Origin of the sequence: Streptococcus mitis (genome assembly GCF_000722695.1) — a bacterium.
In the GTDB taxonomy this organism is placed as follows: domain Bacteria; phylum Bacillota; class Bacilli; order Lactobacillales; family Streptococcaceae; genus Streptococcus; species Streptococcus mitis_O.
Genome location: NZ_JPFU01000013.1, coordinates 1 through 21,932 on the forward strand (window position 1 = coordinate 1; position 21,932 = coordinate 21,932).

The following is a 21,932-nucleotide window of genomic DNA, read 5'->3' on the forward strand; positions in this document are numbered from 1 at the left end:
GGATGCAATACTGAGTGGACGAATGAATTTCTACGGCAAGTCTCACAAGCTTATCCAGATGACTATATGTTACTTGTAATGGATAATGCTATATGGCATAAATCAAGTACCTTGGAGATTCCAAGTAATATTGACTTGGCTTTTATCCCACCTTATACACCAGAAATGAACCCTATTGAACAAGTCTGGAAAGAAATTCGAAAACGAGGTTTTAAAAATAAGGCTTTCCCAACATTGGAAGCTGTCATTGATAAGCTTCAAGAAGTTATTCAAGGATTGGAAAAAAATGTTTTAAAGTCCACTGTCAGCAGACAGTGGACAAGGTTGCTTTTTGAATATAATTGAGTATTAGCTGGTGACAGAAAAGATCTTTTAAATACAGGCTAATTTAATTTGCGTAGCAGAAATCATACAAATAAAATGGATTATAGTACAATAGGATAAGAAATCTTAAGAAAGTTGGTTCATTATTGGAAACGATAGTATTTTCAATCTCCGTTTTTCTAGCAGGGGTCTTGTCTTTCTTTTCCCCTTGTATTTTTCCTCTGTTACCAGTTTATACTGGAATTTTGCTGGATGATCAGGAAAGCGCAAAAAGTTTTTCTTTGTTTGGGAGAAAGGTTCTCTGGTCAGGTTTGATTCGGACGCTTTGCTTTATCGCAGGTATCTCTCTCATTTTCTTTATTCTAGGCTTTGGTGCAGGTTACTTTGGTAATATTCTCTATGCAAATTGGTTTCGATATGTTATGGGAACAATTATTATCATTTTGGGACTTCACCAGATGGAAATTTTTCATTTTAAGAAATTAGAGATTCAAAAAAGCTTTACTTTCAAGAAATCAGCAGCCAATCGTTATTGGTCAGCATTTTTACTTGGTATTACCTTTAGCTTTGGTTGGACGCCTTGTATTGGTCCAGTTTTAAGTTCTGTTTTAGCGCTTGCGGCTTCTGGAGGCAATGGCGCCTGGCAAGGAGCTATCTATACTCTTATTTACACTCTGGGGATGGCCATTCCTTTCTTGGTCTTGGCTCTAGCTTCTGGTGTAGTGATGCCTTATTTTAGTAAACTCAAGCGTCATATGATGCTTCTGAAGAAAATTGGTGGTTTCCTTATTATTTTAATGGGAATTTTGTTACTATTAGGACAAGTAAATGTTCTAGCTGGAATTTTTGAATAAAGGAGAAAAAGATGAAAAAAGTAATGTTTGCTGGCTTAAGCCTCTTGTCATTAGTTGTATTGATGGCCTGTGGTAAGGAAGAGACTAAAAAGAGTCAAGCACCACAACAAGCCCCAAAACAGCAGCAACAAGCGCCTGTACAACAAATTGCTGTTGGAAAAGAAGCTCCAGACTTCACCTTGCAATCCATGGATGGTAAAGAAGTTAAGTTATCTGATTATAAGGGTAAAAAAGTCTACTTAAAGTTTTGGGCTTCATGGTGTGGTCCATGTAAAAAAAGTATGCCTGAGTTGATGGAATTAGCTGCGAAACCAGATCGTGATTTCGAAATTCTTAGTGTCATTGCACCAGGAATTCAAGGTGAAAAAACTGTTGAGCAATTCCCACAATGGTTCCAAGATCAAGGTTATAAGGATATCCCAGTACTTTATGATACCAAAGCAACTATCTTCCAAACTTATCAAATTCGAAGCATTCCTACAGAATACCTGATTGATAGTCAAGGAAAGATTGGAAAGATTCAATTTGGTGTTATCAGTAATGCGGATGCAGAAGCAGCCTTTAAAGAAATGAACTAGAATAGATAAAAATCTGATTACAAAAAGTAGTCAGATTTTTTTAGAAAATTATTTTATAAATATTCACAAATTTCCTATATTTATGGTAAAATAGAATCATCATTTTATTTTGGAGTGAAAGATGAATATATTTAGAACAAAGAATGTAAGTTTGGATAAAACGGAGATGCACAGGCATTTGAAGTTATGGGATTTGATTTTGCTGGGTATCGGAGCCATGGTAGGGACAGGCGTCTTTACAATTACAGGTACTGCAGCTGCAACGCTTGCTGGTCCAGCCCTAGTGATTTCAATCGTCATTTCTGCCTTGTGCGTGGGATTATCAGCCCTCTTTTTTGCAGAATTTGCTTCACGAGTACCTGCTACAGGTGGTGCCTACAGCTATCTCTATGCTATCTTAGGAGAATTCCCTGCATGGTTGGCTGGCTGGTTAACCATGATGGAGTTCATGACAGCCATATCAGGTGTAGCTTCGGGTTGGGCAGCTTATTTTAAAGGCTTGCTCTCTCAATACGGGATAGCCCTTCCTCAGGCTTTAAATGGGACCTTTAATCCTCAAGTAGGAACATTTGTTGATTTATTGCCTATTCTTGTTTTGGTCTTGGTGACCTCGCTTGTTTTACTCAATGCTAAAGCAGCCTTACGCTTTAATTCAATTCTAGTTATTTTAAAATTTTCCGCTTTAGCCCTCTTTGTTTTAGTAGGAATTTGGCATATCAAACTTGATAATTGGAGCAATTTTGCTCCTTATGGTTTTGGACAAATATATGGCGCTAGTACTGGTATTATGGCTGGTGCCTCCTTAATGTTCTTCGGATTTTTAGGCTTCGAATCCATCTCTATGGCTGTAGATGAAGTCAAGACTCCTCAAAAAAATATTCCGAGAGGGATTGTCTTATCGCTTTCTATCGTAACCATTCTTTATGCTTTGGTGACTCTTGTTTTGACTGGTGTGGTTCACTATAGTCATCTAAATGTCGATGATGCCGTTGCCTTTGCCCTTCGTAGTGTTGGGATTAGTTGGGCAGCCAACTATGTGTCATTAGTGGCTATCTTGACCTTGATTACAGTTTGTATTTCGATGACCTATGCCCTATCGCGTATGATATACAGTTTAGCGCGTGACGGATTGATGCCTGGCGCCTTTAAGGAACTAACGCAGACAAGTAAGGTACCTAAAAATGCTACTATCTTGACGGGTCTAGCTTCAGCGGTAGCTGCAGGAATGTTTCCATTAGCTAGTATTGCAGCCTTTTTAAATATTTGTACCCTTGCCTACTTGATTATGCTGGCTTATGGGCTGATTCGCTTACGGAAAGAAAAAGGGATGCCCAAAGCTGGAGAATTTAAAACACCATTGGTCCCCCTGTTACCAATTTTATCAATCATCATTTGTTTGTCCTTTATGTTACAGTATAATATGGAAACTTGGATTGCTTTCCTAGTTGCATTGTTAGTAGGAAGTATGATTTACTTCACTTATGGCTATAAGCATTCTACTATAGAAGAATAAAGTGAAAGTCTGTTGAGTTGTTGAAATTCAGCAGATTTTTATATGTGAAAGAAATTTTCAATTTTTTTCTAAAAATAGCTTGACAGATTAAATTTTTAGGAGTAGAATGTTTACCAGTTAATTAAATAGTTAAGGGGTTATCCATGAAAAAACAAAGTTTATTTTTAGTATTGTTAAGTGTCTTTCTTTTGTGTTTAGGGGCTTGTGGTCAAAAGGAAAGCCAGACAGGGAAAGGGATGAAAATTGTGACCAGTTTCTATCCTATCTACGCTATGGTTAAGGAAGTATCTGGTGACTTGAATGATGTTCGGATGATTCAGTCAAGTAGTGGGATTCACTCCTTTGAACCTTCAGCAAATGACATCGCGGCCATCTATGATGCAGACGTCTTTGTTTATCATTCTCATACGCTCGAATCTTGGGCAGGAAGTCTGGATCCCAATCTTAAAAAATCCAAAGTTAAGGTTTTAGAGGCTTCTGAAGGAATGACATTAGACCGCGTTCCAGGGCTAGAAGATGTGGAAGCAGGTAATGGAGTTGATGAAAAAACGCTCTATGACCCTCATACTTGGCTAGATCCTGAAAAAGCTGGCGAAGAAGCTCAGATTATCGCTGATAAACTTTCAGAGGTGGATAGTGAGCATAAAGAAACTTATCAGAAAAATGCGCAAGCCTTTATCAAAAAAGCTCAAGAATTGACTAAGAAATTCCAGCCTAAATTTGAAAAAGCGACTCAAAAAACATTTGTAACACAACATACAGCCTTTTCTTATCTTGCTAAGAGATTTGGATTAAATCAACTTGGAATCGCTGGTATCTCTCCTGAACAAGAACCAAGTCCACGACAACTTACAGAAATTCAGGAATTTGTTAAAACCTATAAGGTTAAGACGATTTTTACAGAAAGTAACGCTTCTTCCAAAGTAGCTGAAACTCTTGTCAAATCAACAGGTGTGGGTCTTAAAACTCTAAATCCTTTAGAGGCAGACCCACAAAATGACAAGACTTACCTAGAAAACCTTGAAGAAAATATGAGTGTTCTAGCAGAAGAATTAAAGTGAGAAAAGAATGAAAATCAATAAAAAATATGTAGCAGGTTCAGTGGTAGTCCTTGCCCTAAGTGTTTGTTCCTATGAACTTGGACGGTACCAAGCTGGTCAAGTTAAGAAAGATTCTAATCGAGTTGCTTATATAGACGGTGATCAGGCTGGTCAAAAGGCAGAGAACTTGACACCAGATGAAGTCAGTAAGAGAGAGGGAATCAACGCAGAACAAATCGTCATCAAGATCACGGATCAAGGTTATGTGACCTCTCATGGAGACCATTATCACTACTATAATGGCAAGGTCCCTTATGACGCTATCATCAGTGAAGAACTGCTGATGAGAGATCCGAATTATCAGTTGAAGGATGCAGACATTGTCAATGAAATCAAGGGTGGCTATGTGATTAAGGTAGACGGGAAATACTATGTTTACCTCAAGGATGCGGCCCATGCGGACAATATTCGGACAAAAGAAGAAATTAAACGTCAGAAGCAGGAACACAGTAGTAATCATGGAGGTGGTTCTAATGATCAGGCGGTAGTTGCAGCCAGAGCGCAGGGACGCTATACAACGGATGATGGTTATATCTTTAATGCATCTGATATCATTGAGGACACAGGGGATGCCTATATTGTCCCTCACGGCAATCACTTCCACTATATTCCTAAGAGTGATTTGTCTGCCAGTGAATTAGCTGCTGCCCAAGCCTTCCTATCTGGAAAAGGTGGTCAATTAAGTACGGTTGAATACCGTTCAAGCAGGGGAGAAACAAGATCTAGTGTGAGAACGAGTCAATCTGAGGCTCCTCAAGATTCTGCAACAACTCCTGAGAGTCAAAATGAGGATTTAGCTAATCTCCTTCAAGAATTGTACGCTTTGCCACTTAGCCAACGTCATGTGGAATCTGATGGATTGGTATTTGACCCAGCACAGATTACAAAACGTACTGCCAATGGTGTTGCAGTGCCTCATGGAGATCATTTCCATTTCATTCCTTATTCGCAAATGTCTGCTTTGGAAGAAAAATTGGCTCGAAATCTACCAATTGGAGGTCAGACAGTTCAAAGTCATACCGATAATCCGAAACCAAGCAGTCCTGAGAAACCAAGTTCAACGATTAAACCAAACTTTAATCTCAATACGCAAGCATCAAATCGAGGAACTGGAGGAGCCTATACAACAGATGATGGGTATGTCTTTAGTCCGACAGATGTGATTGAAGATACAGGAGACGCTTTTGTTGTACCGCATGGCAATCATTTCCACTATATACCTAAGAGTGATTTGTCTGCAGGAGAACTGGCTGCTGCCCAAGCCTATTGGAATGGGAAGCAGGGCTCACATTCTGCTACAAGTTCAAGTAAACCAAGTAGTGATAATGCTAAACCAGCCCAACCAAGTTTGACAGAGACTCCAAATCTGACTGTTACACCAACATATCATCAAAATCAAGGGGAAGATATCTCAACACTCTTACGTGAATTGTATGCCAAACCTTTGTCAGAACGACATGTGGAATCGGATGGCCTAGTATTTGATCCAGCACAAATCATCAAACGTACAGCTAATGGTGTCGCAGTGCCCCACGGAGACCATTATCACTTTATTCCTTATTCACAAATGTCCCCTTTGGAAGAAAAATTGGCTCGTATGATAGCTGTCAAGGGACAAAATGGCAGTGTCTTGCCAAGTGTTACTCCTTTGAAGTCAGCTCCTACTACCAAACCTCAAGCACCAGTGGAAAATAAACCGACTGAACTTGATGTCAATCAGATTGTTAGAAAAGTTGGCGACGGTTATATTTTCGAGGATAAGGGAGTCAGTCGTTATGTTCTAGCTAAAGACCTGGCTAAGGATAAGATTGACGCTATTGAAAATCTTTTATCTAAGAAAACTCAAGAGACGCATTCCCTAGTTGCGAAGAAAGAAAATGTACCACCTAGGGACCAAGAATTTTATGATAAAGCATATAATTTATTGGCCGAGGCTCATAAAGCCTTGTCTGAAAATAAGGGTCGTACTTCTGATTTCCAAGCTTTAGACAAATTAGCAGAACGCTTGAATGATGAATCTTCTAATAAAGGAAAATTGGTAGATGATTTATTGGCATTCCTAGCACCAATTACCCATCCAGAACGACTTGGTAAGCCAAATTCTCAAATTGAATATACCGAAAACGAAGTTCGTATTGCTCAATTAGCTGATAAGTATACAACGTCAGATGGTTACATTTTTGACGAACATGATATTATCAGTGATGAAGGAGATGCCTATGTAACGCCTCATATGGGCCATAGTCACTGGATTGGAAAAGACAGCCTTTCTGATAAGGAAAAAGCTGCGGCTCAATCTTATACTAAAGAAAAAGGTATTTTACCTCCATCTCCAGACGCAGATGCTCAAGCAAATCCAACTGGAGATAGTGCAGCGGCCATTTACAATCGTGTGAAAGGGGAAAAACGGATTCCTCTCGTACGACTTCCATACATGGTAGAGCATACAGTTGAAGTTAAAAATGGGAATTTGATTATTCCTCACAAGGATCATTACCATAACATTAAATTTGCTTGGTTTGATGATCATTCATACAAAGCTCCAAATGGTTATACTCTAGAAGACTTATTTGCGACGATTAAGTACTATGTTGAACATCCTGATGAACGTCCACATTCTAATGACGGATGGGGAAATGCCAGCGAGCATGTCTTAGGTAAGAAAGACCACAGTGAAGATCCAAATAAGAACTTCAAAGCGGATGAAGAGCCAGTAGAGGAAACACCTGCTGAACCAGAAGTCCCTCAAGTAGAGACTGAAAAAGTAGAAGCAAAACTTAAAGAAGCAGAAGCTTTACTTGCTAAAGTAACGGATGCTAGTTTAAAAGCCAATGCGACAGAAACTCTAACTGGTTTACGAAATAATTTGAGCCTCCAAACCATGGACAATAATGGTATCATGGCAGAAGCAGAAAAATTACTTGCGTTGTTAAAAAGAAAATAATCCTCCATCTGTAAGTAAGGAAAAAATAAACTAATGAAAAATGAAAGTCTCGATAAAGAGGCTTTTATTTTTATTATGTGGATATGTAAAATTCTTGACAATCGATATTAAAAAGAGTAAAATATTAACTAGTTAATTAACTGGTTTATTATTTTTTAGTGAATCAAATAGAGTTAAGAAAAGAGGAAAGAATGAAAATCAATAAAAAATATCTAGCTGGATCAGCAACTGCACTTGTTTTAAGTGTCTGTGCTTATGAACTAGGTTTGCATCAAGCTCAAACTGTAAAAGAAAATAACCGTGTTTCCTACATCGATGGCAACCAACCAAGCCAAAAGGCAGAGAACTTGACACCAGATGAAGTCAGTAAAAGAGAGGGAATCAACACCGAACAAATCGTCATCAAGATTACGGATCAAGGTTATGTGACCTCTCATGGAGACCATTATCATTACTATAATGGCAAGGTTCCTTATGATGCCATCATCAGTGAAGAACTGCTGATGAAAGATCCGAATTATCAGTTGAAGGATTCAGATATTGTTAATGAAATCAAGGGTGGCTATGTGATTAAGGTAGATGGGAAATACTATGTCTACCTCAAGGATGCGGCTCATGCGGACAATATTCGGACAAAAGAAGAGATTAAACGTCAGAAGCAGGAACATAGTCATAATCATAATGCAAGCACAGATAATGCTGTTGCTGCAGCTAGAGCCCAAGGACGCTATACAACGGATGACGGGTATATATTTAATGCATCTGATATCATAGAAGATACAGGTGACGCTTATATCGTTCCTCATGGCAATCACTTCCACTATATTCCTAAGAGTGACTTGTCTGCTAGTGAATTAGCTGCAGCCCAAGCCTTCTTATCTGGAAAAGGTGGTCAATTAAGTACCGTTGAATACCGGTCGAGCAGAGGTGAAACAAGATCTGGTGTGAGAACGAGTCAAGCTGAGACTCCTCAAGATTCTGCAACAACTCCTGAGAGTCAAAATGAGGACTTGGATAGTCTCCTTCAAGAATTGTACGCTTTGCCACTTAGCCAACGTCATGTGGAGTCTGATGGATTAGTATTTGACCCAGCACAGATTACAAAACGTACAGCCAATGGTGTGGCAGTGCCTCACGGAGATCATTTCCATTTCATTCCTTATTCGCAAATGTCTGCTTTGGAAGAAAAATTGGCTCGAAATCTGCCAATTGGAGGTCAGCCTGTTCAAAGTCATTCTGACAATACGAAACCAAGCAGTACAGATAAAACAAGTTCAACCATTAAACCAAACTTTAATCTCAATACGCAGGCACCAAATCGAGGAACTGGAGGCGCTTATACAACGGATGATGGGTATGTCTTTAGTCCGTCAGATGTGATTGAAGATACAGGTGATGCTTTTGTTGTACCGCATGGCAATCATTTCCACTATATTCCTAAGAGTGATTTGTCAGCAGGAGAATTAGCTGCAGCCCAAGCTTATTGGAATGGTAAACAGGGTTCACATTCTTCTACAAGTTCAAGTAAACCAAGTAGTGATAATGTTAATCCAGCTCAACCAAGTTTGACAGAGACTCCAAACTTGACTGTCACACCAACATATCATCAAAATCAAGGGGAAGATATTCCAACACTTTTAAGTGAATTGTATGCCAAACCTTTATCAGAACGCCATGTGGAATCGGATGGTCTAGTCTTTGATCCAGCACAAATTATCAAACGTACAGCTAATGGTGTGGCAGTACCCCACGGAGATCATTATCACTTTATCCCTTATTCACAAATGTCACCGCTGGAAGAAAAATTGGCTCGTATGGTGGCTGTCAAAGGACAAAATGGCGGTGTCTTGCCAAGTGTTACTCCTCTGAAGCCAGCGCCTACTACCAAACCTCTAGCACCAGTGGAAAATAAACCGACTGAACTTGATGCCAACCAGGTTGTTAGAAAAGTTGGCGACGGTTATATTTTCGAGGATAAGGGAGTCAGTCGTTATGTTCTAGCTAAAGACCTGGCTAAGGATAAGATTGATGCTATTGAAAATCTCTTATCTAAGAAAACTCAAGAGACACACGCTCTAGTTGCGAAGAAAGAAAATGTCGCTCCTCGTGACCAAGAATTTTATGATAAAGCATATAATTTATTAGCCGAGGCTCATAAAGTCTTGTCTGAAAATAAGGGTCGTACTTCTGATTTTCAAGCCTTAGAAAAATTAGCAGAACGCTTGAATGATGAATCTTCTAATAAAGGAAAATTGGTAGATGATTTATTGGCATTCCTAGCACCAATTACCCATCCAGAACGACTTGGCAAACCAAATTCTCAGATTGCTTATACAGACGATGAAATTAAATTAGCGAAATTAGCAGGTAAGTATACAACAGAGGATGGCTATATCTTTGACACTCGTGATATTACCAGTGATGAGGGAGATGCTTATGTAACACCTCATATGACCCATAGCCATTGGATTAAGAAAGATAGTTTGTCTGAAGCTGAAAGAGTGGCAGCTCAGGCTTATGCTAAAGAGAAAGGTTTAACGCCTCCTTCAACAGATAATCAGGGTTCAGGAAATACTGAGGTTAAAGGAGTAGAAGCAATCTATAATAAAGTGAAAGCAGCTAAGAAGGTTCCACTTGATCATATTCCTTACAATCTACAACATACTGTTGAAGTTAAAAATGGTAGCTTAATTATACCTCATTACGACCATTACCATAACATTAAATTTGGGTGGTTTGACGAAGGACTTTATGAGGCACCTAAAGGCTATAGTTTAGAGGATCTCTTTGCGACTGTAAAATACTATGTAGAACATCCAAACGAACGTCCGTATTCAGATAATGGATGGGGAAACGCAAGTGACCATGTTCGTAAAAATAAAGCAGACAAAGATAGTAAACATGACGAAGAAAAGGAAGAACATCATGAAGCAGATGAGTCAACTCCTCCTGAATCTAATGAAAAGGAGAATCACTCAAGTTTGAGCCCCTCAGTAGATAATCTTTATAAACCAAGCACTGATGAAAAAGATAAAAAGGAAGAAGTTAAAGATACAGCAGATGAAGCTGAAGTCCCTCAAGTAGAGACTGAAAAAGTAGAAGCCAAACTCAAAGAAGCAGAAGCTTTACTTGCTAAAGTAACAGATACTAGTCTGAAAGCTACTGCAACAGAAACCCTAGCTGGTTTACGAAATAATCTGAGCCTCCAGACCATGGATAATAATGGTATCATGGCAGAAGCAGAAAAATTACTTGCGTTGTTAAAAAGAAAGTAATCCTCCATCTATAAGTAAGGAAAAATCAACTAATGAAAAATGAAAGTCTCGATAAAGAGGCTTTTATTTTTATTATGTGGATATGTAAAATTCTTGACAATCAATATTAAAAAGAGTAAACTATTGACTAGTTAATTAACTGGTTTATTATTTTATAGTGAATCAAATAGATTTAAGAAAAGAGGAAAGAATGAAAATCAATAAAAAATATGTAGCAGGTTCAGTGGTAGTCCTTGCCCTAAGTATTTGTTCCTATGAGCTTGGACGGTACCAAGCTGGTCAAGTTAAGAAAGATTCTAATCGAGTTGCTTATATAGATGGTGATCAGGCTGGTCAAAAGGCAGAAAATTTGACACCAGATGAAGTCAGTAAAAGAGAAGGAATCAACGCAGAACAAATCGTCATTAAGATTACTGATCAAGGTTATGTAACCTCTCATGGAGACCATTATCATTACTATAATGGCAAGGTTCCTTATGATGCTATCATCAGTGAAGAACTGCTGATGAAAGACCCGAATTATCAGTTGAAGAATTCAGACATTGTCAATGAAATTAAGGGTGGTTATGTGATTAAGGTAGACGGGAAATACTATGTTTACCTTAAAGATGCGGCCCATGCGGACAATATTCGGACAAAAGAAGAAATTAAACGTCAGAAGCAGGAACATAGCCATAATCATAATGCAAGCACAGATAATGCTGTTGCTGCAGCCAGAGCCCAAGGACGCTATACAACGGATGATGGGTATATCTTCAATGCCTCTGATATAATTGAGGACACGGGTGATGCCTATATCGTTCCTCATGGCAATCACTTCCACTATATTCCTAAGAGTGACTTGTCTGCCAGTGAATTAGCTGCTGCTCAAGCCTTCTTATCTGGAAAAGGTGGTCAATTAAGTACCGTTGAATATCGTTCGAGCAGAGCTGAAACAAAATCTAGTGTGAGAACGAGTCAAGCTGAGACTCCTCAAAATCCTGCAACAGCTCCTGAGAGTCAAAATGAGGACTTGGATAGTCTCCTTCAAGAATTGTACGCTTTGCCACTTAGCCAACGTCATGTAGAGTCTGATGGATTAGTATTTGACCCAGCACAGATTACAAAACGTACTGCAAATGGAGTTGCAGTTCCTCATGGAGATCATTTCCATTTCATTCCTTATTCGCAAATGTCTGCTTTGGAAGAAAAATTGGCTCGAAATCTGCCAATTGGAGGTCAGCCTGTTCAAAGTCATTCTGACAATCCGAAACCAAGTTCAACACCAAGTTCACCGATTAAACCAAACTTTAATCTCAATACGCAAGCATCAAATCGAGGAACTGGAGGAGCTTATACAACGGATGATGGGTATGTCTTTAGTCCGACAGATGTGATTGAAGATACAGGCGACGCTTTTGTTGTACCGCATGGCAATCATTTCCACTATATACCTAAGAGTGATTTGTCAGCAGGGGAATTAGTTGCTGCCCAAGCCTATTGGAATGGTAAACAGGGTTCTCATTCTTCTACAAGCTCAAGTAAACCAAGTAACAATGACTCAAATCCAGTCCAACCAAGTTTGACAGAGACTCCAAACTTGACTGTCACACCAACATATCATCAAAATCAAGGGGAAGATATTTCAACACTTTTAACTGAATTGTATGCCAAACCTTTATCAGAACGACATGTAGAATCTGATGGGCTCGTCTTTGATCCAGCACAAATTATCAAACGTACTGCAAATGGTGTCGCAGTGCCCCACGGAGACCACTATCACTTTATCCCTTATTCACAAATGTCTGATTTAGAGCAGAAGATTGCTAGAATTATTCCGTTAAAAGGGCAAAATGGATTAAATCAAATTGGTACAGATATTAAACCTTTAGTATCAAAAGAAGTAGTACATAAGTTCTTAGGACAACCAATCAAAGCATATGGAAAAGGTTTAGATGGTAAACCTTATGATACGAGCGATGGATATATATTTACCAAAGATTCAATCGATTCTGTTGATAAATCAGGTGTTATTGCCAAACACGGAGATCATTTCCATTATATGGGATACGGTGAATTAGAACAATTCGAATTGGATGAAGTTGCCAAATGGATTCAAGAAACTGGTAAAAATCCAGACGACATCGTTTCTTCAGTTCACTCAGATGAGAAGGAAAGACCAAAGTTTGATTATAAAAAAGTAACTAATAAGATTTCTAGAAATAGTAAAATTGGTTATATAATCAATGAAGGTGGTAAAGATTATTTTTATTCGCGTGAAGAACTCGATCTTACTCAAATAGCTTTTTCTGAGCAGGAACTAATGCTTAAAGATAAAGATACTTATCGTTATGATATTGTAGAAACAGAAATTAAACCAAGATTAGCTGTTGATGTATCTAGCTTGCCTATGCATGCAGCCAATACTACGTATGATACTGGAAGTTCCTTCATTATTCCACATATCGATCATATTCATGTCGTACCATATTCTTGGTTAAGTAGTGATCAAATCGCAACAATAAAATATGTAATGCAACATCCTGATGTGCGTCCTGAAGTTTGGTCAAAACCAGGTCATGATGATGCTGGATCTGTCATTGCTAATGTAACGCCTCTTGAAAAACGTACTGGAATGCAGAATTGGCAAATTATCCATTCTGCGGAAGAAGTACAGAAAGCACTTAAAGAAGGCAAGTTTGCAACTCCTGATGGATATATTTTTGATCCTCAGGATGTATTGGCAAAGGGAACTTATATTTGGGCAGATAAATCTTTCAGTATTCCAAAAGCTAGTGGTGATTCATTGAGAAGTATCAATCAGTCTGATTTATCAGAGAAAGAGTGGAAACAAGCTCAAGAGTTGATAGCTAAAAGAAATGAAGAAAAAGAAACAACAAATGCTACTTCTAATTCAAATCTAGTTTCTATAGATAATAAAACAGAAACAAAGAAAGAAGAAGCTGATTCAGGTAAAGTTGATGAAAAACCAAAGGATAGCACACCTCAAAATGAGGCAGATACGCCTATCAATAATCCTTCGGTTGAAAAAGATAAACCTAAAGCAGAAGAAAATAAAGAAGATGATTACGATGATATACCAGATTATGGATTAGATAAGGCCACTTTAAAAGATCATATAAATAAAATATCACAAATTGCTCAAATTGATTCTAAATACCTTATTTTTTCTTCAGAAGGTGTTCAATTTTATAATAAGAATGGGGATTTAGTAACCTATGATATTAAAACTCTTAAGCAAATAAAACCTTAGAATATTTTGACTAATGATAAACTGGTTGAAAGGATATTGTTCTACTTTTGGATAGAATAATGTCCTTTTATTTGTTAATAGATAGATGAAATTTCTTGTCTAAAAAACTAAGAAAGGAGTTTTAAAGTAATAATTTTATTATCTTTCACTAAAAAACTTGACAGATAAGCTTAAAAGAGGTAGAATGTTTACTAGTTAATTAAATGGTTAAATAACTGGTTTAGAAAAACTGCTTAACCGAGAAAAAGAAGTTAAGAAATAGCTTTAAAACTTATTGAAATGAGGAGTTTATGAAATTTAATAAAAAGTATATAGCAGCTGGCTCAGCTGTTATCCTTTCCTTAAGTCTGTGTGTTTATGCTCTGAACCAACATAGTCAACAGGCCAATACAGATAAAAATCGTGTGTCCTATGTAAATGGGAATAAAGACACTAAGAAGACTGAAAATTTGACTCCAGACCAAGTTAGTCAAAAAGAAGGGATTCAAGCAGAACAAATTGTTATTAAGATTACGGATCAAGGATATGTAACCTCTCATGGCGATCATTATCACTATTATAATGGCAAGGTTCCTTTTGATGCACTCTTTAGTGAAGAACTCTTGATGAAGGATCCAAACTACCAACTTAAGGATGGAGATATTGTCAATGAAGTCAAGGGGGGTTATATCATCAAGGTAGATGGAAAATATTATGTCTACCTAAAAGATGCAGCTCATGCAGAAAATGTACGAACAAAAGATGAAATCAATCGCCAAAAACAAGAACATGGTAAAGACGAGAAAGGACCTAGCGCAGAAGTATCTGTAGCTAAGTTACAGGGACGTTATACTACTGATGATGGTTACGTCTTTAACGCTTCAGATATCATTAAAGATACAGGTGATGGTTATATAGTACCACATGGTGGTCACTATCATTTCATTCCTAAGAGTGACTTGTCGGCAGGTGAATTAGCAGCCGCAAAAGCATATTTATCAGGGAATACTATAGCTCTTAGTCAACCTTTATCAGTGACACCGAATAATGGTGTTACTGCCGCAGATGATGGTTATGTCTTTAACCCTAATGACATTGTCAGAGATACCGATGATGCTTATATAGTAAGACATGGGGACCACTATCATTATATTCCTAAGTCATCTCTTAACAATCCCCCATCACACTCTAACACGGAAGAGGTAGGAAGTTCTTCTAGTTCTGTATTAAGTAATGCGACTTCACATGTCCACCATGAGGAAGAAGATGATCATGGTTTTGATGCCAATCGAATTATCAGTGAAGATTCAGAAGGTTTTGTCATGACTCATGGTGACCACAATCATTACTTCTTTAAGAAAGATTTGACACCAGAACAAATCAAGGCAGCACAAGATCATTTGAGAGGTAAAACGCCAGGAACACCAAGTCCAGCACATGATGACGATGATGATCATGATGAAGATGCACATGGTCATCACCATGAAGAACATGGTCATGGTTTTGATGCTGATAGAGTCATTAGTGAAGACGCTGCTGGTTTCATCATGAGCCATGGCGACCATAATCATTACTTCTTTAAGAAGGATTTGACACCAGAACAAATCAAGGCAGCACAAGATCATTTGAGAGGTAAAACGCCAGTAACACCAAGTTCAGCACATGATGACGATGATGATCATGATGAAGATGCACATGGTCATCACCATGACGAACATGGACACGGCTTTGATGCTGATAGAGTCATTAGTGAAGACGCTGCTGGTTTCATCATGAGCCATGGCGACCATAATCATTACTTCTTTAAGAAGGATTTGACACCAGAACAAATCAAGGCAGCACAAGATCATTTGAGAGGTAAAACGCCAGTAACACCAAGTCCAGCACATGATGATGACGATGATGATCACGATGAAGAAGCACATGGTCATCACCATCACGATGAAGAACATGGCCATGGTTTTGATGCCAATCGCGTCATCAGTGAGGATGAGCAAGGTTTTGTCATGAGTCACGGTGACCACAATCATTACTTCTTCAAGAAGAATTTGACAGCAGACCAAATTAAGGCGGCTCAGAATCATTTGAACACACATCATGATGCAGAGCCTGTAAAACCTCTTGCTAAAACGGTAGAGTCTTTCTCAAGAGATGCTAGTGATGAAGAAAAAATAGCTTACATTTCAAAGACCTACGGTGTTCCACTTGAAGCTATTAGAATTTCAAACGGATTCTTTGTCTTTGGAAATCCAGACCAAGCCTACGATCCAACTCATATCCATCCCTATGCTGTTCGTAAGGAACATGTGCGACTTCCACTCCAAACTGGCAATCCAGAACTTGATTTCTTAAATGAACTCTATACTACTGCCTTACGTGATGGTGTGTCTCCTTATAGCTTACAGGTAGAAAATGGTAGTTTTGTGATTCCTCATGGCGATCACAATCACTACATCAAGGTTCAAACCAAGGGCTATGAAGTAGCTTTGAAAAACAAGATTCCAGCTCTCCAATCCAACTATCAACCTGGAGATTTTGATGAGAAGGCAGTCTTGGCAAAAGTAGATCAACTTCTAGCTGAAAGTAGAACGATTTATCAAGATCAACCAATTAAACAAAGACAGATTGAGTTGGCTTTGGGTCAATTTACTGAGAGTATGAAGAAACTTGCAACCAACTCTACTGCGGGTTATCTTGCAAGACTTGACCTCTTTGATAAGCAATATATCCATATTGATAAAAGTGTCAAACCAGTCGAAACAAGTGCTTTAGATAAGAAATATCAGGCCTTGATTGATAAAATCAATACACTTGATACTGACTCTTATGGACTTCCGAAAAAAGACCTTCTAGTTCGTCTTCAAGAAGCTAAGTTGGCTAAAGATGAGGCTAGTTTAGCAGCGGTTGAATCACAACTTCAAGCTCTTCAAGACTTTAATGATCGTACTGGTGATACAACAGTGGAATATATCAAGTACTTCTACGAGCATGTAACTGATGGTCGTTTAAGTGATGAGCTTCGTAATAAAGTTGCTAATTTGACTTTGACTTTATATCAATCACAATCTTTCCGTAAGGCTGTGGACTTGAATAAACTGTTCCCAAGCATTTACCAAATAAAACAAGAAGTAGAAGAGGCTTTGAAAAATCAGCCAGCTACTGCAAAAGTAAATGAAACAGTTTTAGATAAAGAAACAGTTGATAGTCAATCTGCTAAGCAAGCAATTTATGAATTCCTGAAAGAAATCTATCCTGATCTTAAGAAAGAAGAACATGTCAATCATGTTAGCAAAGAGCAAGTTGAAACTATCTTAACCAAAGCAGAGCAATTCTTAGCTCAAGTTAAAGAAGTGGGAATCAGACAATCCTTGGCAGAAGAAGGAGAAAATCTAAAAGTTGCAGCTAGCAAGGCTGATGCAGATTTGGATGAAATCAATGTCCAGGTTAACGATCTATTGAAACGTATTGTAGCTACTCTGCAAAAAGAGAAGGAGACTGCGCAACAAGATCCACAAATAATTAATCTACATAAACAACTTTATGGATATATCAACTCATTACATAAGTATTTAGAAGATAACAATGGTTCAAATGAAGAATTTGAAAAAGTTGATAAACTATTCGATCAGCTTGATGATGATGTGAAAAATAATGATAAAGAAGCTTTACTTGAATTAGCGAAAACAATAGTAGCCTTGACTCAAGAAATCAAGTCTAAATCAAGAGCAAGTGAAGAAGCAACTCCAGCAACAAAAGCTGAATCGAATGCTGATAGCACAAGTGCAGAGAATCAACCAATTGCAAGTCCAGCAACCGAAGCACCAGTAGCATCTGAATCTAACAGTGATACTGCAAGCGACGAAAGCAAACCAAGCAACACAAGAGATTCTAAACCTGCTGAATCAACTTCAGAAAAGAAAACAACTGAATCTACAACAAGTACTGGAAATAAAGAAAAACCAGCAGAATAAAAAGAAAGGCGAAGTAGCTGAGCTACCTCGTCTTTTTTAGTCTTTATAAGCTACGATACCAATGATGGTATCAACTGCACGTTCCATGGTCTGAAGGCTGACGTATTCAAAACGTCCGTGCATATTTTCTCCTCCTGCAAAGATATTGGGAGTTGGGATTCCCATAAAGGAAATTTTAGAGCCGTCTGTCCCGCCACGGATTGGTTCAATAATAGGCTTGATCCCTAAATCTTCCATAACGACCTTAGCAATGGTAATTGGAGTCATATCTTTTTCAATGACTTCTTTCATATTGTAGTACTGGTCTGTCAAGTTTAGTGTGACACGGTCGGTACCAAGTTCTTGATTCATTTTATCAGCGATAGACTGCATGGCTGCTTTACGCGCTTCAAAGGCGTCTTTTTCAAAATCACGAATAATGTAGCTTGCACGAGCCTCCTCAACACTACCTGTCACATCCATTAGATGGTAGAAACCTTGGTAACCCTCTGTCAGTTCAGGACGGTCATTCTCTGGAAGTTGATTATGGAAATCAATAGCTAATTGCAGAGCATTTACCATCTGTCCCTTTGCAGTACCAGGGTGGACATTACGACCTTGGAAATGCAATTCAGCACCAGCTGCTGAGAAGGTCTCGTATTGAAGTTCACCTAGTGGTCCTCCATCAACAGTGTAGGCAAAATCAACATCAAAATCTTCTGCATCAAATTTATTAGCACCAACACCGATTTCCTCATCTGGACCAAAACCAACACGAATCTCACAGTGTTTGATTTCAGGATGGGCAGTCAGATATTCAATAGCAGTCATAATTTCAGCAATTCCTGACTTGTCATCAGCACCTAGCAAGGTTGTTCCATCAGTTGTAATGAGCGTTTGGCCTGGATATTTCTCTAGACTTTTAAAGTCAGCTGGATCGAGTTTGAAACCAGAATTTCCAAGTTCAATCACACCACCATCGTAGTTTTCAATCACCTGTGGATTAATTCCTTCGGCATTAAAATCAGCAGTATCCATGTGAGAGATGAAGCCAATCTTACGTGTTAAAGACGTATCATTAGCTGGCAAGGTCCCAATCGCAAAACCATTTGGTAGATAATAAACATTTTGTAATCCAACACGTTTCATTTCAGGGATAAGAACATTGGTTGCGAAGTCAACCTGACTCTGCGTACTTGGAGTAGTAGTAGAGTGTTCATCAGAGCGCGTGTTGACCTTAACATAGGTTAGGAAGCGGTCCAAGAGATTTGGATAAGTCATAAAAAACTCCTTTTGAATTCATTTTTTCCATTGTATCATAGAAAGAAGAGAAAAACAAAAGACAGAAGTTAGGGCAATCTGCTATGTTAGCGTTTACTTATCGATGAATTAATGATAAAATAAAATTGATAAAAACATCACAAGGAAGTAGTTATGAAAAAAGCAATTTTAATGATGACCTTCGGTTCGCCAGAAGAGATTACCTTTGAAGGTGTGGCTGATTTTTTCACAAATATTCGTCGTGGAGTGAGACCTCAAGATCACGAGATTCAAACCCTCTATGACAATTATGTGCTAATTGGAGGGACCCCTCTGCAAAAAATTACTCGTGAAGAGGTTGCCTTGGTAGAAGCTAGATTGGGAAATGAATACAGTGTCTACTTTGCTAATAAGTTTTCCAGTCCCTTTATTCCAGATATGATTGGTCAGATGGAAGCAGACGGAATTGAGCAGTGTATTTGCTTGATTTTGGAGCCCCATTATTCTTTTTACTCTGTCATGGGATACGAGAAATTTTTAGAAAGCAAACAAATTCAATTTTTGGTTATTAAGGATTGGTATCAAGAAGAAGCTCTCTTAAACTATTGGGCAGATGAAATTGCTAAGATTTTAAAAGATGAAGTGAAGCAAGATAGCTTTAAAGTCATCTTTTCAGCCCACAGTGTGCCTATTTTTGCCTTGGATTTTGGTGACCCCTATATCGACCAAATTTTCGAAAATAGCAAGTTAGTCGCTGAAAAATTGGGCTTGAATTCAGAACAATATACCAACACTTGGCAGAGTGAAAGTGATATCGGGATTCCATGGATTAAGCCAGATGTTTTGGAGTATCTCAGAGAACAGACAGAACATCCAGACCATTATATTTTTGTTCCAATCAGCTTCATTAGTGAGCATATTGAAGTCTTGTTTGACAATGATGTGGAATGTTATGACTTGTGTCAGGAATTTGGGGTAAACTACCATCGTCCACCAATGCCAAATACAGATTCTCGTTTGATTGATGCCTTGGTTAATACCGTCAGAGCTAATGAGGACAAAGAATTTAAGGAATTTCTCCCAGAAGAAGAAACCTTTGATGAGTTAGTTCCTTCAGATGAGACGAAAAACATTTTGGCCGAATCTAAAGATTTACAAATGCCAGAATTTGTTAAAAAATTGATTGAGAAAAAAGGTCGTGAAAATGTTAAGATGCCTTATCTTATCAAGAAAATGCTTGAGAAAGCAGGTAAGTTGCCGAAAGAGTAAAGAAAAAGGATTTAGCTTTGTGCTAGATCCTTTTAAACGATTATTTTTTCTCAAGAAGAGCTTTGATTTCTTGAAGTACTTCCAACTCAGTTGGAGCAGCTGGAGCTTCCTCAGCAACTTCTTCTTTTTTAGTAAGGCTTTGAGCTTTTTCCATAGCTTTAATAACGAAGAAGAGAACAGTACCTACAACAAGGAAGTTGATAATAGCACTCAAGAATTTACCATATGTAACACCATTCCATGCAAGCTCAGCGATGTTTTGTACTTTAGCAGCTTTCAAGGCTGGGTTCAATAGGAGTGGAGTGATGATATCATTAACAAATGAAGTAACGATAGCACCAAAAGCAGAGGCAATGATCACACCGACAGCAAGGTCAACAACATTACCACGAAGCAAAAATGCTTTAAGATCTTTTAACATTTTCTTAATCCCCTTTCAAAAATTTTTGCTCTTAATTATATATTAATTAAGAAAAGCTTGCAAGATATATGCCTAGAAATTTTATTTGTTAAAAACATAGACCTTACTTAAAATGTAATTAAGAATAATTATCAATAATTGTGCAATTATCGTTTCTATTGCATTTATCTTATCAAGATTTTCATTTACAAATTGCCCTATAATATGAGGGAATTGAGTCACAAACAGAAAAGTAAAGAGCAAATCTAACAGAAAAGTAGAAAGGCGAGCAAGAGAAAATTTCACTAAACGGATAAGTCGATTCTTCCTTGTTTGCTTAAATACGATTGTATCATTTGTGATAAAGGCAAAGAGGATACCGATACTATTTGCTAGCCCAGTAGCAAGGAGTTCTTTATGGGTTAATTGATAAATGACTAGTCGTGAGAGAATCGAAACTAGAGTTGTTGCAAGGCCAAAAAAGAGATAGGCTAAGATTTCATTGTTAAGAAATTTTTGAATACAAATTTTCATGTTTTTAGTATAGCATAAAGCAGGCTATTGTGCTATACTAGTAAGGTTGATTGAATCAACCCTTGGTGCTTAGCTTCTTTCACCAAGCATATTACACGCGGGAAACCGCCAAAGGAGAAAAGATGAAAAAATTAACTATTCGTGACGTAGCAGATATTGCAATCGTTGCTGCTATCTATGTCGTTTTGACTGTCACACCGCCCCTAAATGCCATAAGCTATGGTGCTTATCAGTTTCGTATTTCAGAAATGATGAACTTTATGGCTTTTTACAATCCTAAGTACATCATCGGAGTTACCATCGGTTGTATGATTGCTAATTTCTTTAGCTTCGGACTGCTAGATGTCTTTGTTGGTGGTGGATCAACCTTGGTATTTCTCAGTCTAGGTGTTTGGCTTTTTGCAAAATACAGCAAGGATTACCTCTTTAACGGATTAATTCGAAAAGATCATTTCTTTTTCTCAATCCTCTTTTCAATTTCCATGTTTACCATTGCTGCAGAGCTGAATATCGTAGCACAATTACCATTTTTCCTTACTTGGTTCACAACAGGAATTGGTGAATTTGCCTCATTAATTATTGGAGCGATTATTGTTGGTAAAATTGGTCGTCGAATTGATTTAAGTAAATAGAAGAAGATAAGCTAGGTAGCTCTTACCTGGCTTTTTCTTATGGAAAATTTCTAAAGAAACTTGACAA

The 21,932-nt window shown here is 38.0% G+C and carries 14 protein-coding genes and 1 riboswitch; of the genes, 11 read left to right on the plus strand and 3 right to left on the minus strand.

Translation table 11 applies throughout. The features are described 5' to 3' along the window. From SK629_RS05340 to SK629_RS11505, 9 genes are all read left to right on the plus strand, one after another. Positions 1 to 345, plus strand: a 345-nt coding sequence (locus SK629_RS05340) for a transposase (RefSeq protein WP_042900924.1), incomplete at its 5' end; no start/stop codon positions are given. A gap of 125 nt (positions 346 to 470) precedes the next feature. Continuing rightward, positions 471 to 1,178 (plus strand): thiol-disulfide oxidoreductase-associated membrane protein CcdA2, encoded by a 708-nt coding sequence (ccdA2, locus tag SK629_RS05345; RefSeq protein WP_042900925.1) that lies wholly within the window; start codon positions 471 to 473, stop codon positions 1,176 to 1,178. An 11-nt stretch (positions 1,179 to 1,189) separates the two neighbouring features. After that, a complete protein-coding gene (gene sdbB / locus SK629_RS05350; protein ID WP_042900926.1) occupies positions 1,190 to 1,756 on the plus strand; it encodes a thiol-disulfide oxidoreductase-associated lipoprotein SdbB in 567 nt (188 codons plus the stop codon). Between the two features lie 121 nt (positions 1,757 to 1,877). Next, complete coding sequence (locus tag SK629_RS05355; protein WP_042900927.1) at positions 1,878 to 3,269, plus strand: APC family permease; 1,392 nt, start codon at positions 1,878 to 1,880, stop codon at positions 3,267 to 3,269. 143 nt (positions 3,270 to 3,412) lie between these two features. After that, a complete protein-coding gene (adcAII, locus tag SK629_RS05360) occupies positions 3,413 to 4,330 on the plus strand; it encodes a zinc-binding lipoprotein AdcAII (protein WP_042900928.1) in 918 nt (305 codons plus the stop codon). A gap of 7 nt (positions 4,331 to 4,337) precedes the next feature. Next, complete coding sequence (locus tag SK629_RS10960; protein ID WP_050492355.1) at positions 4,338 to 7,313, plus strand: pneumococcal-type histidine triad protein; 2,976 nt, start codon at positions 4,338 to 4,340, stop codon at positions 7,311 to 7,313. A gap of 191 nt (positions 7,314 to 7,504) precedes the next feature. Further along, positions 7,505 to 10,588 carry a pneumococcal-type histidine triad protein gene (locus SK629_RS05375; protein WP_042900929.1) on the plus strand — a complete coding sequence of 1,028 codons (3,084 nt, stop codon included), beginning with the start codon at positions 7,505 to 7,507 and terminating at the stop codon, positions 10,586 to 10,588. Positions 10,589 to 10,778: 190 nt separating this feature from the next. Further along, positions 10,779 to 13,841, plus strand: coding sequence for a pneumococcal-type histidine triad protein (locus SK629_RS05380; RefSeq protein ID WP_042900930.1), 3,063 nt, complete (start codon positions 10,779 to 10,781; stop codon positions 13,839 to 13,841). Between the two features lie 290 nt (positions 13,842 to 14,131). Next, entirely contained in the window at positions 14,132 to 17,791 is a 3,660-nt protein-coding gene (locus SK629_RS11505; RefSeq protein ID WP_042900931.1) for a pneumococcal-type histidine triad protein, read from the plus strand. A 36-nt stretch (positions 17,792 to 17,827) separates the two neighbouring features. Here the strand turns inward: SK629_RS11505 and pepT are convergent, their stop codons facing one another. After that, on the minus strand, positions 17,828 to 19,051 hold the full coding sequence (gene pepT / locus SK629_RS05390) for a peptidase T (RefSeq protein ID WP_042900932.1): 1,224 nt from the start codon (positions 19,049 to 19,051) through the stop codon (positions 17,828 to 17,830). 153 nt (positions 19,052 to 19,204) lie between these two features. Between pepT and hemH the strand changes: the two genes are divergently transcribed. Next, complete coding sequence (gene hemH, locus SK629_RS05395) at positions 19,205 to 20,299, plus strand: ferrochelatase (protein WP_042900933.1); 1,095 nt, start codon at positions 19,205 to 19,207, stop codon at positions 20,297 to 20,299. Between the two features lie 40 nt (positions 20,300 to 20,339). On the opposite strand, the gene mscL is transcribed toward hemH, so the two are convergent. After that, positions 20,340 to 20,720: a large conductance mechanosensitive channel protein MscL gene (gene mscL, locus SK629_RS05400; RefSeq protein WP_042900934.1), complete on the minus strand. Its 381-nt coding sequence runs from the start codon at positions 20,718 to 20,720 to the stop codon at positions 20,340 to 20,342. Between the two features lie 81 nt (positions 20,721 to 20,801). Beyond that, positions 20,802 to 21,233, minus strand: a complete 432-nt coding sequence (locus SK629_RS05405; RefSeq protein WP_042900935.1) for a GtrA family protein — start codon at positions 21,231 to 21,233, stop codon at positions 20,802 to 20,804. Positions 21,234 to 21,261: 28 nt separating this feature from the next. Beyond that, positions 21,262 to 21,358: riboswitch (PreQ1 riboswitch) on the plus strand. On the opposite strand from SK629_RS05405, the gene SK629_RS05410 reads away from it, so the two are divergent. Next, the gene (locus SK629_RS05410) at positions 21,356 to 21,865 is read left to right on the plus strand and encodes a QueT transporter family protein (protein WP_042900936.1); all 510 of its coding nucleotides are present in this window, start codon (positions 21,356 to 21,358) and stop codon (positions 21,863 to 21,865) included. Its footprint overlaps the riboswitch before it by 3 nt. The last annotated feature ends 67 nt before the right edge of the window (positions 21,866 to 21,932 follow it).

Coding starts and splice junctions, on each gene's coding strand:
- SK629_RS05380 (WP_042900930.1), top strand. CDS start 10,779: ATGAAAATCAATAAAAAATATGTAGCAGGTTCAGTGGTAGTCCTTGCC.
- SK629_RS05405 (WP_042900935.1), bottom strand. CDS start 21,233: ATGAAAATTTGTATTCAAAAATTTCTTAACAATGAAATCTTAGCCTAT.
- pepT (WP_042900932.1), bottom strand. CDS start 19,051: ATGACTTATCCAAATCTCTTGGACCGCTTCCTAACCTATGTTAAGGTC.
- SK629_RS05375 (WP_042900929.1), top strand. CDS start 7,505: ATGAAAATCAATAAAAAATATCTAGCTGGATCAGCAACTGCACTTGTT.
- SK629_RS05355 (WP_042900927.1), top strand. CDS start 1,878: ATGAATATATTTAGAACAAAGAATGTAAGTTTGGATAAAACGGAGATG.
- adcAII (WP_042900928.1), top strand. CDS start 3,413: ATGAAAAAACAAAGTTTATTTTTAGTATTGTTAAGTGTCTTTCTTTTG.
- SK629_RS11505 (WP_042900931.1), top strand. CDS start 14,132: ATGAAATTTAATAAAAAGTATATAGCAGCTGGCTCAGCTGTTATCCTT.
- mscL (WP_042900934.1), bottom strand. CDS start 20,720: ATGTTAAAAGATCTTAAAGCATTTTTGCTTCGTGGTAATGTTGTTGAC.
- SK629_RS05410 (WP_042900936.1), top strand. CDS start 21,356: ATGAAAAAATTAACTATTCGTGACGTAGCAGATATTGCAATCGTTGCT.
- sdbB (WP_042900926.1), top strand. CDS start 1,190: ATGAAAAAAGTAATGTTTGCTGGCTTAAGCCTCTTGTCATTAGTTGTA.
- SK629_RS10960 (WP_050492355.1), top strand. CDS start 4,338: ATGAAAATCAATAAAAAATATGTAGCAGGTTCAGTGGTAGTCCTTGCC.
- hemH (WP_042900933.1), top strand. CDS start 19,205: ATGAAAAAAGCAATTTTAATGATGACCTTCGGTTCGCCAGAAGAGATT.